Source organism: Variovorax sp. KBW07, assembly GCF_003852515.1.
GTDB lineage: Bacteria > Pseudomonadota > Gammaproteobacteria > Burkholderiales > Burkholderiaceae_C > Variovorax.
In genome coordinates, this window is record NZ_QAJK01000018.1 from 51,887 (window position 1) to 66,971 (window position 15,085).

Genomic DNA, 15,085 nt, shown 5'->3' on the forward strand with positions numbered 1-15,085 from the left:
CGTCGCCCTGAATGACCCAAGACAGCAGCCTCAGCTGCCTTCCGCCACGATCCGCTGCTCAGTGATGATGCGTTTCCATCGCGTGGTTTCCTCGGCCATGTCCTTGCCGAGCTGGGCCGGCGTCGAGTAGGCGCGCAAGGTCCCCTGCGCGGCCGCGGCCGTTCCTGCTTCGGGCGTTTCGAGCACGGTCTTCACCGCCGCCGAAAGCTTTTCGACAATCTCGTTCGACGTCCCCGCCGGCGCGAGCACGAAGATGCGCGGCGCCACGTCGAAGCCCGGCAACGCGTCGGCCAACGGCGCCACGCTCTCCGCGCCTTCGAGCTTTGCCGTGTTCATCAACGCCAGCGCGCGCAGCTTGCCCGCCTTGGCCTGCGCCATTGCTGCCGTCGCGCTCACCACGCCGATCGGCACCTGGCCGCCGATCACGTCCGGCACGATCTGCGCGGCGCCGCGGTATGGCACGTGCACCACGAAACTTCCTGTGGACTGCTTCAGCATCTCGAAGCCCAGGTGCTGCACCGTGCCCACGCCCGAGGTCGCGAACGAATAGCGCGCCGGATGCGCCTTGAGCTCCTTCACCAGCTCGGCTGGCGTCTTCGCGGGGAAGTCGTTGCCGGTGACGATCATCAGCGGCGAGACGAACGCGCCCGCCACCGGCTTGAAGCTCGTCAGCGGGTCGATGGCGATCTTCGGCTGCAGCAGCTTGGCGATCAGCAGGGCGCTGTCGCCCATCATCAGCGTGTAGCCGTCGGGCGGGGCCTTTGCCACCAGGTCGGCGGCGATGAGTCCGGTGGCGCCGGTCCGGTTTTCGACCAGCACCTGCTGGCCCAGCACGGTCGACAGGCGCGTGCCCAGCAGGCGCGCAACGGCATCGACGCCGCCGCCGGCCGAGTAGCCCACCACGAGGCGGATGGGCTTGTCGGGGTACTTCTGCTGCGCCCATGCCGTGGGCACGGCGAGCACGCCGATCAGGCCCAACACGGCCACCGCGGCCCGCAATGCGTGTTGCCGGCGTGGCGGCGGGCGATTCACTTGTCTGCTGGCTTTCATCTTTCTTGTCTCCGTTGTTCTGGGGTCGTCGCCGGCCGTCTGCGCGGCCTGGTCGTCGGCGGAAGTCTGGCTCGTTCGTTCGCTCGTTCGTCCTGCTCAGGCCTTGCCCTTGCCGTGCGATGTCGGCAGTTTCGCCAGCTCGCGCACGCGCTCCGCGTTGGGCGCAAAGCCGAGCCCCGGCGTCTCGGGCAGCGTGAGCCAGCCCTGCTCGGGCACGGGCAGGCCGTCGAAGATCTGCTTGAGCATCTGCACCGCGACGTAGTGGTACTCGACCAGCCCACCGTTCGACACGCCCGCGTGCAGGTGCATGTTGTGGAAGGGCCAGGCGCCGCCGTTGTCGATGGGCACGTTGAAGGCGGCGGCCATGCCGGCGATCTTCAGGCACTGCGAGTAGCCGCCGGAGATGGTCACGTTGGGCTGCAGCACGTCGGCCGCCTGGTTCACCAGCAGGTCGCGAAAGCGGAAGGCCAGGCCCTCGTTCTGCCCGCAGGCCAGCGGGATGCGGGTGCGCGCGCGCAGCTGGGCCATCTGGCGCACGTCGTTCTGCGTGAGCGGCTCCTCGAAGAAGCTGATGCCGTAGGGCTCGATGCGCTGCGCAAGCTCGGTGGCGTGGAACAGGTCGAGGCCGCAGTTGGCATCGACGTACAGCTTGACGTCGGGGCCGACGGCTTCGCGCACGGCGGTCACGCGGCGCACGTCTTCGGCGATGACTTCGTCGAGCGGGCGTGGCTCGTCGCGGCGCGCCAGCGCATGGTTGCCGACCGTCATCTTCAAACGCTGGAAGCCCTGCGACACCCACAGCTTCGCGGCGGCGGCGAGCTGGTCGCGCTCGAAGAAGCCGAAGCCGAAGGTGGCGTACACCGGCACCTTGGCGCGCGCGCCGCCGAGCAGGCGCCACAGCGGCTGGCCGAGCGCCTTGGCCTTGATGTCCCACAGCGCGATGTCGAGCGCGGCGATGGCGTGGCTCGCGTAGCCGGTCTGGCCGCGCGGCGAGAGCAGCCAGTAGAGCTTGTCCCACAGGCGCTCGGTGGCCATCGGGTCTTCGCCGATCAGCGCGGGGCCGGCCACCTCGCGCACGGCGGCGGCAATGATTTCTTCCTCGGTGATGGCGGTCATGCCGTGGCCGACGAGGCCGGTGTCGGTCTCGATCTCGGTCAGGCACAGGGAGAGCGAGGTCTGCTTGTTCAGCCCCACGACGTCGATGGTGACGGGAATGTTCAGCGGCGTGGCGCTGACGCGGACGATCTTCAAGAATGTCTCCTTTGCTTTGTGGCTGTCTTGCAAATTGCAAATAGCAAAGGCGATCTTTGCGCGCCGGCCCCGGGAGAACAATTCGTTTTTGGCGGGCGCGAGGCTTCGCGCCGCGCGAAGGCTCGGGGCTCAGTCGGGCCGGCCGAGGTGCTCCAGCACCGAGCGCGCGGCCACCGTCAGGTCTTGCTGGCGCCGCACGCACAGCAGGTGCCGGCGCACCGCCCAGGGCGCATCGAGCTTCAGGCAGCGCAGCCGCAATATCTGCAGCTGCGACAGCACGGCGGCATAGGGCAGCACGCCAATGCCGACGTTCTGCTCGACCATGCGGCACACCATGTCGAAGCTGCCGACCTGCATGCGCACCTTCAGCGGCACCTGCGCCTCGAGCGCCGCGCTCAGCAGCACGCGGTGCAGCGCGGTGCCTTCGCGCACCACGATATGGTCGTGGCGCAGCACCTCTTCCACGCCGATGCGCTTGCGCCGGGCCAACGGATGGTCGCGCGCGACGATCACGGCCAGCTCGTCGGTGCGGTACGGCAGGCACTCGAGGTTGTCGGCGGGCGTATTGCCCTCGATCACGCCGATGTCGGCCAGGCCGGCCTGCACCGTCTTCACCACCTCGGTGCTGGCGCGCTCCTGCAGGTCAATCTTCAGCACCGGATGCAGCCGCAGGAAGGAGCCGATCTGCGCCGGCAGGAACTGCGCGATGGTCGATGCATTGGCCGTGATGCTGACCACGCCGGCCACGCCGTTCTGGAAGTCGTCGAGCTCGGCGCCCAGCCGGTCCATGGCCGACAGCACCGAGCGCGCATGCAGCAGCAGGCCGTGCCCCGCCGACGTGAGCGTGACGCCGCGCGCATGGCGCACCAGCAGCGGCAGCCGCGCGCGGGCTTCGAGGTCGGAGATGCGCTTGCTGGCCGCGGCCAGCGCGATGTGGCAGCGCTTGGCGCCCTCGCTGATGCTGCCGTGGTCGGCCACGGCCACGAAGAGGCGCAGCGATTTCAGGTCGGCTGACATGCGGCGTGGGCCTTCAGCGTGCAACGAGATGGTCGAACAGCTCGCGCGCCGAGGCCGGCAGTTGCTCGCGGTCGCGCGCGATGAGCTTCAGCTCGCGCTCGGCCCATGCATCGCTCAACGGAACCGTGGCAATGCGCATCGCCATCGACAGCCGCTGCGCCGACGAAGCCGGCAGCACGCCGACGCCCACGCCCGCTTCGATCATCAGGCAGATGGCTTCGAAGCTGCTCACCTGGATGCGCGGGTTGAAGCCCCGGCCCGCCAGCTCCGCGCGGCGCTGCAGGAAGCGATGGATGGCGCTGCCGTGGTGCAGGCCCACGTGCTGCTCGTCGAGCGTGTCGGCAAAGGCCACCGAGGGCGCGCCCGCCAGGTGGTGCGCAGCGGGCACCACCAGCACGAGGTGGTTGCTGCCGAAGGCGCGCGCGTCGAAGTCGCCGGTGTGCACGTCGCCGGCCAGGATGCCGATGTCGGCTTCGCCGTCGGCCACCGCGCGCACGATTTCTTCGCTCAGGTATTCGCGCAGGTCCACCTGCACGGCCGGATGCTGCGTAAGAAAACCCGCCAGCTTCTGCGGCAGGTACTCGGTGATGGAGGTGGTGTTGGCGAACACCCGAACATGGCCCTTGATGCCCTTGCCGAAGTCCTGCATGTCGCAGCGCAAGTGCTCCATCTGCTGCATCACACGCTTGGCGTGGTACAGCACGGCCTGGCCGGCGGCGGTGAGCGTGACGCCCTGCGCACTGCGGTGCAGCAGCTTGCCGCCCACGGCCTCTTCCATCTGCTTGATGCGGGTCGAAGCCGCGGCCAGCGAGATGCAGGCTTTTTCGGCGCCGCGCGTGAGGCTGCGCGCGTCCGCCACGTAGACGAACAATTTCAGGTCGAACAGGTCGAAATGCAGGTTCACCGGGCAGCCGCAACAAGAAGGAAAAGAGGAACGCGCATTGTCCGGCGAATGCCGCCGTGCGCGCCTCCCCGTGTGCCCTTCTGCGGGTTTGACCTCAGACCGGGTCCCAGCTGAACACGTCGGCCGAACGGTCCAGCGGATAGAAGCTGGCGCGCATCGCGGGCATGGCGTGCTCGGCAATGCTCTGCGGCGTCCAGCCCTCGGAGCGGTGCACGGAGCGCACCGGTCGCGGCTGGCTGATGAGCGAAATTTCGTTGTTGCGCACCGAGAAGATCTGCCCGTTGACCGCGCTCGCCGCGTCGCTCGCCAGGTACACCGCGAGCGGCGCCACCTTGGCGGGCGTCATCTGCTTGATCTTGTCGACGCGGGCGCGCTGCTCGTCGGTGTCGGTGGGAATGGCGCCGATCATGCGGCTCCAGGCAAAGGGTGCGATGCAGTTGGAGCGCACGTTGAACTTGAGCATGTCGAGCGCGATCGACTTCGACAGCGCCACGATGCCCAGCTTGGCCGCCGCGTAGTTGGCCTGGCCGAAGTTGCCGATGAGCCCCGAGGTCGAGGTCATGTGCACCATCGCGCCGGAGTTCTGTTCCTTGAAATGCGTGGCCGCCGCGCGGCTCACGTAATAGGCGCCGTACAGGTGCACCTTGAGCACCGCGTCCCATTCGTCGACCGACATCTTGTGAAAGAAGCGGTCGCGCAGGATGCCCGCGTTGTTGATCACCGCGTCGATGCGGCCGAAGCTCTCGACGGCGCATTCAACGATGCGCGCCGCGCTGGCGGCATCGGCCACGCTGTCGGTGCTGGGCACGGCCTGGCCGCCCGCGGCGCGGATTTCATCGACCACCTGCTGCGCCGGGCCGGCGCTGCCGCCCTCGCCGTCGAGTGCGGCGCCGATGTCGTTGACCACCACCTTCGCGCCGTTCTTCGCCATGGCCAGCGCGATGTCGCGCCCGATGCCGCCGCCCGCGCCGGTGACGACGACCACTTTTCCTTCAACCATTTTTGCCTCTGCTCCGGATGTTCGACCGCGGGTTCGCGGGGTCGATTCCAGAATGCCACAGGGGGCGGGCTGCGGGTTTCGGAATTACGAAGAGGGGCTTCGGGTAAGGCGTGCAGGCTCCGTTCTGCCGCTATGCCCAACAAATCGTCGGCCCGATGGTTGTCCTTGCGACCTGCGTCAGCGCCTCTTCCAAGGATTCAAAGCCATCGCTTTCAGCGTTGAAAATGCCGCGTTCGCTCGTCGAGCCATATTGGACGTAGAACGTATCTTTCTCGACGTCACATCGAACGCGCGGCTCGTCCCCATCGTCTCCCGTCCCCCACCGAATCTGCGATCGAACGATCCGGATGTCGCATTCGATCTCACCGTCATAAAGGTAGGTGCCTTCTTTCACAACGACTTGTCCCGGAAGCAGCATTGCACTCTCGACCACTAGCCTACTGCCGCGCCGTACGGATGTTCGCCGGCAGCGCCTGCGGCCAGCTGGTGCGGAACGGATTGATGTCGAGCCCGCCGCGCCGCGTATAGCGCGCGTACACCGCCAGCTTGGTCGGCTTGCAACGGCTCCAGATGTCCGTGAACATGCGCTCGGCGCAGGGCTCGTGAAACTCGTTGTGGTTGCGAAAGCTCACGATGTACGCGAGCAGGCCGGCCTGGTCGATGGGCGGGCCGCTGTAGCGGATCTGCACGCTGCCCCAGTCGGGCTGGCCGGTGACGAGGCAGTTGCTCTTGAGCAGGCGGCTCGTCAGGGTTTCGTTCACGTGCACCTGCGTGGTGTCGCTGGCCAACAGCTCGGGGGCCGGCTGGTAGTGGGTGCATTCGATGTCGAGCCGGTCGAGGTCGAGGCCATCGATTTCGTGCACCGGCTCGCGGTCGAACAGGTCGGGCGTGAGCAGCTTCACACCGATGCCGGCCGACTGGTCGCTGCCGCGCCAGGCAGCTTCGGCAAGGTCGGTGCGCAGGTGTTCGCGCACGGCGTCGATGCTTGCGAAGGTGCTGTTGTTGAAGCTGTTGAGGTAGAGCTTGAACGACTTGCTCTCGATGATGTTCGGCGTTTCGCAGGGAATGGTGAAGTGCGCGATGGCCAGTTGCGGCTTGCCGCGCGCATTGAGCCAGCTCACCTCGAAGGCGGTCCAGAGGTCGGCGCCGAAGAAGGGCAAGGCATCGGCCTTGATGCCCATGGCTTCGCGCTGCGTGGCGCGGGCGATGGGGAACAGCAGCGAGGGGTCGTACCTGTCGGCGTAGGCCGAGGCGCGGCCCAGTTGCGAATGCTCGGGGGTGTTGGGATTGTCCGGGTGGTTGTCGTGGCTCATGGCGTGTTGTCCTTGATGTTCGCGGCACGGGCCGCGTCGGCCGCACCGGCCGCGTCGGCGGCGTGCGCGAACGGGGCGATGTGGTTGGCGAGGATGGTGCAGACCTCGGGCGGCAGGTCGTGGCCCATGCCGGGAATGGAGACGAAGGTCGAGCCCGGAATGCGCTCGGCCGAATCCTTGCCGCAGGCGATGGGCACGAGGGCGTCGGCTTCGCCGTGCAGCACCAGCGTCGGCGCCTGGATGCGCGGCAGCACCCGCGGGCGCTCGTCGTCGGCGCCGATGGCGAGCATCTGCCGCATCAGGCCGGCCGGGTGGTAGGCGCGGCGCATGCTGAAGGTGAGGCGCTCGGCAAGTTCTGCGTCGGTCTGCGGGTAGGCCGGGCTCTGGATGAGCCGCAGCAGCCGGATGCTGTGCGCCACCAGTTCGGCCTCGCCCTTGCCCAGCGGCCGGCGCATGAGCATGGCGGCCACCTCGCGGCGCGGGCCAGGCAGGCCGCGCGCGCCGCTGGAGCTCATGATGCTCACGAGGCTGGCGGTGCGCTCGGGTGCCGTGGCGGCCAGGCGCTGCGCGATCATGCCGCCCATGGAGGCGCCGACGATGTGGGCCTTGGCGATGCCCAGCGCGTCGAGCACGCCGATCGAATCGCGCGTCATGTCCTGCAGGGTGTAGGCCGAGCGCACTTTCAGGCCGAGCCGGTGGCGGATGGTCTCCCAGACGATGTTGCCGGTGCCGGCATGGTCGAAGCCCTGGCTCAGGCCGATGTCGCGGTTGTCGTGGCGCACCACGCGAAAGCCCGCATCGACCAGTTGCTGCACGAAGTGGGTGGGCCATGCGACCAGCTGCATGCCCAGGCCCATGATGAGCAGGATGACGGGGCGCCCGTCTCCAATGCTGCCTCCGGTATCGTCGACTTCGATCTGCAGGCCGTTGGCGTTGACTTTCATCGGGTCCTTGTGATTGCTGCTGCCGCGGCTACTTGAATTCGCGTTCGCGCAGCCATTTGGTGGCGACCCACTTTTCGCCGGCCAGCACCGGGGCGCCGCCATGCAGGGTGCGGGTGGCGGGGTCGGGTCGGTCGTAGCTGAAGAACACGCCGGTGCCGCGCACGGGCGCCACTTCGAGGCCGACGTCGGGGAAGGTGGTGGCACCGCCCTGCTCCGGCTCCTGCAGGTACATGACGAGCGTGGCCACGCGCTGGCCGCCGCGCTTTAGTATGGTGGGCGTGCCGGGCTCGTGGGGGTCGAAGTAGTCGTAGTGCGGGCGGTACTGCGCGCCCGGTGCGTAGCGCAAGATCTGCAGGCCTTCGCCGTGCGTCAGCGGCCAGCGCAGCAGCATGGCCAGGCGCTGCTCGAGGCGGGCGACGATCTCGTTCTCGCCGCGCTCGAAGAACATGCCGTCGCTGGTGCGGTCAACGTTGAGCACCTCACCGCCGGTGCGTGTTTCCACGGTGAGCGAGCGCGCCAGCCGCACCCGCGCCGCGGCGATCAGTCCTTCGCATTCCTCGGTCGACAGCAGGTTGCCGAAGACGATGACGCGCGGATGCCGCATCGTCTGCAGCACCTGCACGCGGCGGTCGCCGGCATCGAGGTAGAGCGGCGCGCCATCGAGGTCGGGGCCGGGCATTTCGGTGCGGGCCGGTGCCAGCACCGCTTCGACATCGGGGAAGCCGGCCTCGAGCTGAGCCAGTGCCACATCGGTGGCCGAATCGTGCCAGCCGGCCGCGCGCATCGACACGCGCAGCGCGGGCACCGAATGACCGGCCGCCAGCTGGGCAACCAGCCATTCGCGCAACTCCGGACTGATCGGTTGAGACATCAGATTTTTCTCCTGAACACCAGCCTTTCGGCCGTCGACACGTTGGCGTCGAAACCATAACCCTCGAGGTCGAACTTTTCCAGCGCCTTGGGCGTGGCCGCCTTGTGCAGCACGGCCCAGCGGGCCAGCAGGCCGCGGGCGCGCTTGGCGAAGAAGCTCACGATCTTGTACTTGTCGCCCTTCCACTCCTGGAACACGCATTCGACCACGCGGGCCTTGAGCACCTTCTGGTCGACCGACTTGAAGTATTCCTGGGAGGCAACGTTGATGACAACCGGGGTGCGGTCGGCCGCCAGGCGCTCGTTCAGGTGCTCGGCAATGCGCGAGCCCCAGAAGGCGTACAGGTCCTTGCCGTGGCGGTTGGCCAGCGCGGTGCCCATTTCAAGCCGGTAGGGCTGCAGGCGGTCGAGCGGCCGCAAGATGCCGTACAGGCCGCTGAGGATGCAGACGTGGTCTTGCGCCCAGTCGAGCTGTGCCTTGGTGAGCGTGCGGGCATCGAGGCCGCCGTAGACGTCGCCGTCGAAGGCAAAGGCGGCCTGGCGGGCGTTCTTGTCGGTGCTCTTGCTCGACCAGGCTTCGTAGCGCGCCACGTTCAGGGCCGAGAGCTTGTCCGACAGGTGCATGAGCTCGGAGATCTGCTGGGGCGACTTCTCGCGCAGCAGCTTGATCAGCTCGGCCGAGGGGCCGCGCGGGGCTTCGAAATGGGGTTGGGTGGCAGGGACTTCGGAGGGGACCGGGGTGTCGTAGTCGAGTGACTTTGCAGGGGAAAGCAGGAAGAGCATCCCGGAATTATGAGTGGCTGCCGTGACCCGAAGCCGCGCCGGTAAAATCCCCGGCAATCCCACCTCTGTCACCAACGGCACCCGAGGGTGCCGTTTTGCATTCCCCCATGAGCGAACCCACTACCCCTTCCGCCCAACCTGGTCTCGACAGCCTGTCGAAATCGTTCGAACCCGCCGCCATCGAGGCGCACTGGGGCCCGGAATGGGAAAAGCGCGGCTATGCCAAGGCCGGTTTCCGCGGCACGCAGCAACCCAAGGAGGGCGCCGATTCGTTCGCCATCCAGCTGCCGCCGCCGAACGTGACGGGCACGCTGCACATGGGCCATGCGTTCAACCAGACGATCATGGACAGCCTGACGCGCTACCACCGCATGAAGGGCGACAACACGCTGTGGGTGCCGGGCACCGACCATGCCGGCATTGCGACGCAGATCGTGGTGGAGCGCCAGTTGCAGGAGCAGAAGGTCAGCCGCCACGACCTGGGCCGCAAGAACTTCGTGGCGCGCGTGTGGGAGTGGAAAGAAAAGTCGGGCAACACCATCACCGAGCAGATGCGCCGCATGGGCGACACGGTGGACTGGAGCCGCGAGTACTTCACGATGGACGACGACCTGTCGGCCGTGGTGACGCAGACCTTCGTGAAGCTGTATGAAGAAGGCCTGATCTACCGCGGCAAGCGCCTGGGCAACTGGGACCCGGTGCTCAAGACCTCGGTGAGCGACCTCGAGGTCGAGAGCGAGGAAGAAGACGGCTCGCTCTGGCACATCGCCTACCCGCTGGAAGACGGCAGCGGCACGCTGGCCGTGGCCACCACGCGCCCCGAGACCATGCTGGGCGACACGGCGGTGATGGTTCACCCGGAAGACGAGCGCTACAAGCACCTGATCGGCAAGCACGTGAAGCTGCCGCTGGTGGACAAGCTGATTCCGATCATCGCGGACGACTACGTCGACAAGGAATTCGGCACGGGCGTCGTCAAGGTGACGCCGGCCCACGACTACAACGACTACGCGGTCGGCCAGCGCCACAAGCTCGACATCATCGGCATCCTGACGCTGGACGCGACCATCAACGACAACGCGCCCGAAAAATACCGCGGCCTCGACCGCTTCGTGGCGCGCAAGGCCATCGTGGCCGACCTCGATGCGCTGGGCCTGCTGATCGAGGTGAAGAAGCACAAGCTGATGGTGCCGCGCTGCGCGCGCTCGGGCGCCATCGTCGAGCCGATGCTCACCGACCAGTGGTACGTGGCCATGACGCGCCCCGGCGCCGATGGCCAGTCGATCGCGCAGAAGGCCATCGACGTGGTGAAGTCGGGCGAAGTGCGCTTCGTGCCCGAGAACTGGGTCAACACCTACAACCACTGGATGGAAAACATCCAGGACTGGACCATTTCGCGCCAGCTGTGGTGGGGCCACCAGATTCCCGCCTGGTACGACGAGGAAGGCAACGTGTACGTGGCCGAAAGCGAGGCCGACGCGCAAGCCAAGGCGCCGGGCAAGAAGCTCACCCGCGACGAAGACGTGCTGGACACCTGGTATTCGTCGGCGCTGGTGCCCTTCTCTTCGCTGGGCTGGCCCGAGAAGACGCAAGACCTCGACCTTTACCTGCCCTCGACCGTGCTGGTGACGGGCTACGACATCATCTTCTTCTGGGTCGCCCGGATGATCATGATGACCAAGCATTTCATCGGCAAGGTGCCGTTCAAGCACGTGTACATCCACGGCCTGGTGCGCGACGCGCAGGGCAAGAAGATGAGCAAGTCCGAAGGCAACGTGCTCGACCCGGTCGATTTGATCGACGGCATCGAGCTGCCCCAGCTGCTGGACAAGCGCACGCAGGGCCTGCGCAAGCCCGAGACGGCGCCCGCCGTCCGCAAGAACACGCAGAAGGAGTTTCCGGACGGCATTCCGGCCTTCGGCGCCGATGCGCTGCGCTTCACGTTCGCGTCGCTCGCCTCGCTGGGCCGCAGCATCAACTTCGACTCCAAGCGCTGCGAGGGCTATCGCAACTTCTGCAACAAGCTGTGGAACGCCACGCGCTTCGTGCTGATGAACTGCGAAGGCCAGGACTGCGGCCTGCTGGAGCACACGAAGGAAGACTGCAAGGTCGGCGGTCCGGCCCACGGCTACCTGAAGTTCAGCCGCGCCGACTACTGGATCGTGTCGCAGTTGCAGCGCGTGGAGGCCGAAGTGGCCAAGGGCTTCGAGGAATACCGCCTGGACAACGTGGCCAACGCGATCTACCAGTTCGCCTGGGACGAGTTCTGCGACTGGTACCTGGAAATTGCCAAGGTGCAGATCCAGACCGGCGACGATTCGCAGAAACGCGCCACGCGCCGCACGCTGATCCGCACGCTCGAGACGCTGCTGCGCCTGGCGCACCCGGTGATTCCGTTCATCACGGAAGAGCTGTGGCAGAAGGTGTCGAAGGTGGCCGGGCGTGAAGGCGAATCGATCATGGTGGCGGCCTATCCGAAGAGCCAGCCCGAGAAGATCGATGAAGCGGCCGAAGCGCATGTGGCGCGGCTGAAGGCGCTGGTCGATGCATGCCGCACGCTGCGTGGCGAGATGAACGTGTCGCCCGCGGTGCGCCTGCCGCTCTACGCCGTGGCCGACGATGCCGAAGGCGCGGCCTTCCTGCGCGAATCGGCACCGGTGCTGCAGGCACTGGCCAAGCTGAAGGAAGTGAAGGTCTTCGACGACGAGGCCTCGTGGCAGGCCGCGGCCGAAGCGGCGCCCGTGGCGGTGGTGGGCGCGGCGCGCCTGTGCCTGCACATGGAGATCGACAAGGCCGCCGAGAAGGTCCGCATCGGCAAGGAAATTGCCCGCATCGAGGGCGAGATCGCCAAGGTGCACGCCAAGCTCGGCAACGAAGCCTTCGTGGCCAAGGCACCGCCCGCAGTGATCGAGCAGGAGCGCAAGCGCCTGGCCGATTTCACCGCCACGCTGGAGCGCCTGCGCGACCAGCTTGTGCGCCTCGGCTGACAGACGGGGGAAGTTTTGGGCGTTTAGGATGTTGGTTCGGCACTTGCTTGCCGTTCCAGCATCAGCTTGCTGATTCGACCGATTTCCTCGACCGACCTCCCATCTTTCAACGAACCGACGCCGAACCGCCCATGTCCACACCATCGACACGCATCCGCAAGGCTGTATTTCCCGTTGCGGGCTTTGGCACCCGCTTTCTGCCCGCCACCAAGGCACAGCCCAAGGAAATGCTGCCGGTGGTCGACAAGCCACTGATCCAGTACGCGGTGGAAGAGGCTTACGCCGCGGGCATCCGCGACATGATCTTCGTGACGGGCCGCAACAAGCGCGCCATCGAAGACCACTACGACACCGCCTACGAGCTCGAAAGCCAGCTCGAAGCCAGTGGCAAGACCGCGCTGCTGAACATCGCGCGCTCGGTGATGCCCGACGACATGACCTGCTCGTACGTGCGGCAGCCGCGCATGCTGGGCCTGGGCCACGCGGTGCTGTGCGCCGAGCACCTTGTGGGCAACGAGCCCTTCGCCGTGCTGCTGGCGGACGACCTGATGGTCGGCCCGACCGACGGCGAACCGGTGCTGGCACAGATGACCTCGGCCTTTGCCCGCCTCGGCGGTTCGCTGCTGGCGGTGCAGGAAGTGCCGCTGGCGCACGTCAAGCGCTACGGCATCGTGGCCGGCGAGACCATCGAAGACGGCCTGGTCAAGGTCAGCCAGATGGTCGAGAAGCCGAAGCCCGAAGATGCGCCGTCGCGCCTGGGCGTGGCCGGCCGCTACATCCTCACGCCGGGCGTGTTCGATGAAATTCGCAACCAGCCCAAGGGCGCGGGCGGCGAGATCCAGCTGACCGACGGCATCGCGGCGCTGATGAAGAAAGAATCGGTCTACGCGTACGCCTACAAGGGCATCCGCTACGACTGCGGCAGCAAGGAAGGCTTTTTGCAGGCCACCGTGGAACTGGCGCTGGCCCACCCCGAAGTGGGCAGCGAATTCCGCGAATACCTCAAGAGCCTGAAGCTGTAGCGGCTTCGGTCCTGGGTCCAGGCCTTGGTTTTTCTCCTTCCCCTCCCGGGGGAAGGCCGGGATGGGCGCCAGCGGCCTTGCCATCCCCACCGACTTCTTCAGCGCCTCTTCAGCACATGAATGAAGTCGCTCCCCACCGTCTCCTGCGCCATCAGCTCATTGCCGGTTTGCCGCGCAAAGGCCTGGAAGTCGCGCACCGAGCCCGGGTCGGTCGACACCACCTTCAGCAGTTGCCCGCTCGCCATGTCGTTCAGCGACTTCTTGGCCTTGAGGATGGGCAGCGGGCAGTTCAGCCCGCGCGTGTCGATTTCGCGATCAACTTCCACGCTTCGGCTCCTCGGGCGGCAGGTTGAGTCCGCGGCGGCGCTCTTCGTTCTCGGCGGCGGTGAAGAACACGGGCTCGTGGCCGCGCGTGCGCAGCCAGTCGGCCAGCGCATAGCCCGTGCCCGCGGGCCAGCAGCGAAGGTCCGGCAGGTCGTAGAGGCGGTAGTCGACCAGCTCGGGCGACAGCTTGACCTCGCCATCGGCCACCACGTGGTAGGCGATGATGATCTGGTTCATGCGCTGGAAGTCGTAGGCGCCCACGAGCTTGGTGGCGCTGACGTCGAGGTTGGTTTCTTCCTTCACCTCGCGCGCGATGCCCTCTTCAGGCGTTTCGCCGGCTTCCATGAAGCCGGTGATCAGCGCGAACATCTTGCCGGGCCAGGCCGCGTTGCGCGCCAGCAGCACCTGGCCGCGGTATTCGACGATGGCCGCCAGCACCGGCGTGGGATTGTTCCAGTGCGTGTGGCCGCAATTCGGGCAGCGCAGGCGCTCCTTGGGGCCGCCGTCTTCCATCAACGCGATCCACTCCAGCGGCGTGGCACAGACCTGGCAAAACTTGGGATGGGGCATGGGGTTCTCAGCTTTGTTGTTCTTGAATCATGGCCCCTTCCAGAAACATCGCAGAACCGGCTTTGCCGGGCTGCTGATGTTGCCCCCGGAGGGGGTTGGCGAAGCGACACGAAGTGCGCATAGCCTGGGGGCGGGCCTATTTTTTTAGGCGGGGAACACGCCGGTCGACAGGTAGCGGTCGCCGCGGTCGCAGACCACGAAGACGATGGTCGCGTTCTCGACCTTCTTCGCCACTTCGAGGGCGGCCCACAGCGCGCCGGCGGCCGAGATGCCTCCGAAGATGCCCTCTTCGCGCGCCAGGCGGCGGCACATTTCCTCGGCATCGTCCTGGCTCACGTTGATTTCTTCGTCGACGCGGCTCGGGTCGTAGATCTTGGGCAGGTACTCGGCCGGCCACTTGCGGATGCCGGGAATGCGCGAGCCTTCGGCCGGTTGCGCCCCGATGATGCGCACCGCCGGGTTTTTCTCTTTCAGGAAGCGCGAGACGCCGGTGATGGTGCCGGTGGTGCCCATCGCGCTGACGAAATGCGTGATCTTGCCCTTGGTGTCGGCCCAGATCTCGGGCCCGGTGGTCTCATAGTGGATGCGCGGGTTGTCGGGGTTGGCGAACTGGTCGAGCACCCGGCCCTTGCCCTGCGTGACCATCTGCTCGGCGAGGTCGCGCGCGTATTCCATGCCGCCGCTCTTGGGCGTGAGCACCAGCTCGGCGCCGAAGGCCTTCATGGTCTGGGCGCGCTCGACGGAGAGGTCTTCCGGCATGATCAGCACCATGCGGTAGCCCTTGATGGCCGCGGCCATCGCCAGCGCGATGCCGGTGTTGCCCGAGGTGGCTTCGATCAGCGTGTCGCCGGGCTTGATCTCGCCGCGCTCTTCCGCCCGCTTGATCATCGAAAGCGCCGGCCGGTCCTTGACGGAGCCCGCGGGATTGTTGCCTTCAAGCTTGCCGAGAATCACGTTGCCACGCTTGGCGTTCTCTGCCGCATGAATGCGTTGCAGGGCCACCAGGGGCGTCTTGCCGATGGCATCTTCGATCGTCGGATAATTCATGCC

Annotated in this window: 15 protein-coding genes; 2 read left to right on the plus strand and 13 right to left on the minus strand. The window is 66.7% G+C overall.

From position 1 onward, the window contains the following. Positions 1-30: 30 nt before the first annotated feature. The 10 genes from DBV14_RS03825 to yaaA all read right to left on the minus strand — a co-directional run bounded on the left by DBV14_RS03825 (position 31) and on the right by yaaA (position 9,132). The gene (locus DBV14_RS03825; RefSeq protein ID WP_124457880.1) at positions 31-1,050 is read right to left on the minus strand and encodes a tripartite tricarboxylate transporter substrate binding protein; all 1,020 of its coding nucleotides are present in this window, start codon (positions 1,048-1,050) and stop codon (positions 31-33) included. 96 nt (positions 1,051-1,146) lie between these two features. Next, positions 1,147-2,301 carry a mandelate racemase/muconate lactonizing enzyme family protein gene (locus tag DBV14_RS03830; protein WP_124457881.1) on the minus strand — a complete coding sequence of 385 codons (1,155 nt, stop codon included), beginning with the start codon at positions 2,299-2,301 and terminating at the stop codon, positions 1,147-1,149. Positions 2,302-2,430: 129 nt separating this feature from the next. After that, the gene (locus DBV14_RS03835) at positions 2,431-3,318 is read right to left on the minus strand and encodes a LysR family transcriptional regulator (RefSeq protein ID WP_124457882.1); all 888 of its coding nucleotides are present in this window, start codon (positions 3,316-3,318) and stop codon (positions 2,431-2,433) included. Between the two features lie 13 nt (positions 3,319-3,331). Then, on the minus strand, positions 3,332-4,222 hold the full coding sequence (locus tag DBV14_RS03840; RefSeq protein WP_124457883.1) for a LysR family transcriptional regulator: 891 nt from the start codon (positions 4,220-4,222) through the stop codon (positions 3,332-3,334). Positions 4,223-4,316: 94 nt separating this feature from the next. Next, the gene (locus tag DBV14_RS03845; RefSeq protein ID WP_124457884.1) at positions 4,317-5,222 is read right to left on the minus strand and encodes an SDR family NAD(P)-dependent oxidoreductase; all 906 of its coding nucleotides are present in this window, start codon (positions 5,220-5,222) and stop codon (positions 4,317-4,319) included. 130 nt (positions 5,223-5,352) lie between these two features. Further along, positions 5,353-5,616, minus strand: a complete 264-nt coding sequence (locus DBV14_RS03850; protein WP_124457885.1) for a hypothetical protein — start codon at positions 5,614-5,616, stop codon at positions 5,353-5,355. Positions 5,617-5,659: 43 nt separating this feature from the next. After that, positions 5,660-6,535 carry an NADPH-dependent 7-cyano-7-deazaguanine reductase QueF gene (queF, locus tag DBV14_RS03855; protein WP_124457886.1) on the minus strand — a complete coding sequence of 292 codons (876 nt, stop codon included), beginning with the start codon at positions 6,533-6,535 and terminating at the stop codon, positions 5,660-5,662. After that, positions 6,532-7,479 (minus strand): alpha/beta fold hydrolase, encoded by a 948-nt coding sequence (locus tag DBV14_RS03860; RefSeq protein WP_124457887.1) that lies wholly within the window; start codon positions 7,477-7,479, stop codon positions 6,532-6,534. The genes queF and DBV14_RS03860 overlap by 4 nt, the downstream gene beginning before the upstream one ends. Positions 7,480-7,507: 28 nt before the next feature. After that, positions 7,508-8,350 carry a 2OG-Fe(II) oxygenase gene (locus DBV14_RS03865; RefSeq protein WP_124457888.1) on the minus strand — a complete coding sequence of 281 codons (843 nt, stop codon included), beginning with the start codon at positions 8,348-8,350 and terminating at the stop codon, positions 7,508-7,510. Further along, positions 8,350-9,132, minus strand: a complete 783-nt coding sequence (gene yaaA / locus DBV14_RS03870) for a peroxide stress protein YaaA (RefSeq protein ID WP_124457889.1) — start codon at positions 9,130-9,132, stop codon at positions 8,350-8,352. Before yaaA ends, DBV14_RS03865 begins: the two co-directional genes overlap by 1 nt. Positions 9,133-9,239: 107 nt before the next feature. On the opposite strand from yaaA, the gene DBV14_RS03875 reads away from it, so the two are divergent. Both DBV14_RS03875 and galU read left to right on the plus strand, forming a co-directional pair. Next, positions 9,240-12,119, plus strand: coding sequence for a valine--tRNA ligase (locus tag DBV14_RS03875; protein WP_124457890.1), 2,880 nt, complete (start codon positions 9,240-9,242; stop codon positions 12,117-12,119). Positions 12,120-12,250: 131 nt separating this feature from the next. Continuing rightward, complete coding sequence (gene galU / locus DBV14_RS03880) at positions 12,251-13,141, plus strand: UTP--glucose-1-phosphate uridylyltransferase GalU (protein WP_124457891.1); 891 nt, start codon at positions 12,251-12,253, stop codon at positions 13,139-13,141. Positions 13,142-13,239: 98 nt separating this feature from the next. Here the strand turns inward: galU and DBV14_RS03885 are convergent, their stop codons facing one another. From DBV14_RS03885 to cysM, 3 genes are all read right to left on the minus strand, one after another. Further along, positions 13,240-13,467, minus strand: a complete 228-nt coding sequence (locus DBV14_RS03885; RefSeq protein ID WP_119555274.1) for a sulfurtransferase TusA family protein — start codon at positions 13,465-13,467, stop codon at positions 13,240-13,242. Then, positions 13,457-14,035, minus strand: coding sequence for an NUDIX domain-containing protein (locus DBV14_RS03890; protein ID WP_124457892.1), 579 nt, complete (start codon positions 14,033-14,035; stop codon positions 13,457-13,459). The genes DBV14_RS03885 and DBV14_RS03890 overlap by 11 nt, the downstream gene beginning before the upstream one ends. Positions 14,036-14,179: 144 nt before the next feature. Next, the gene (gene cysM / locus DBV14_RS03895) at positions 14,180-15,082 is read right to left on the minus strand and encodes a cysteine synthase CysM (protein WP_124457893.1); all 903 of its coding nucleotides are present in this window, start codon (positions 15,080-15,082) and stop codon (positions 14,180-14,182) included. Positions 15,083-15,085 lie beyond the last annotated feature (3 nt).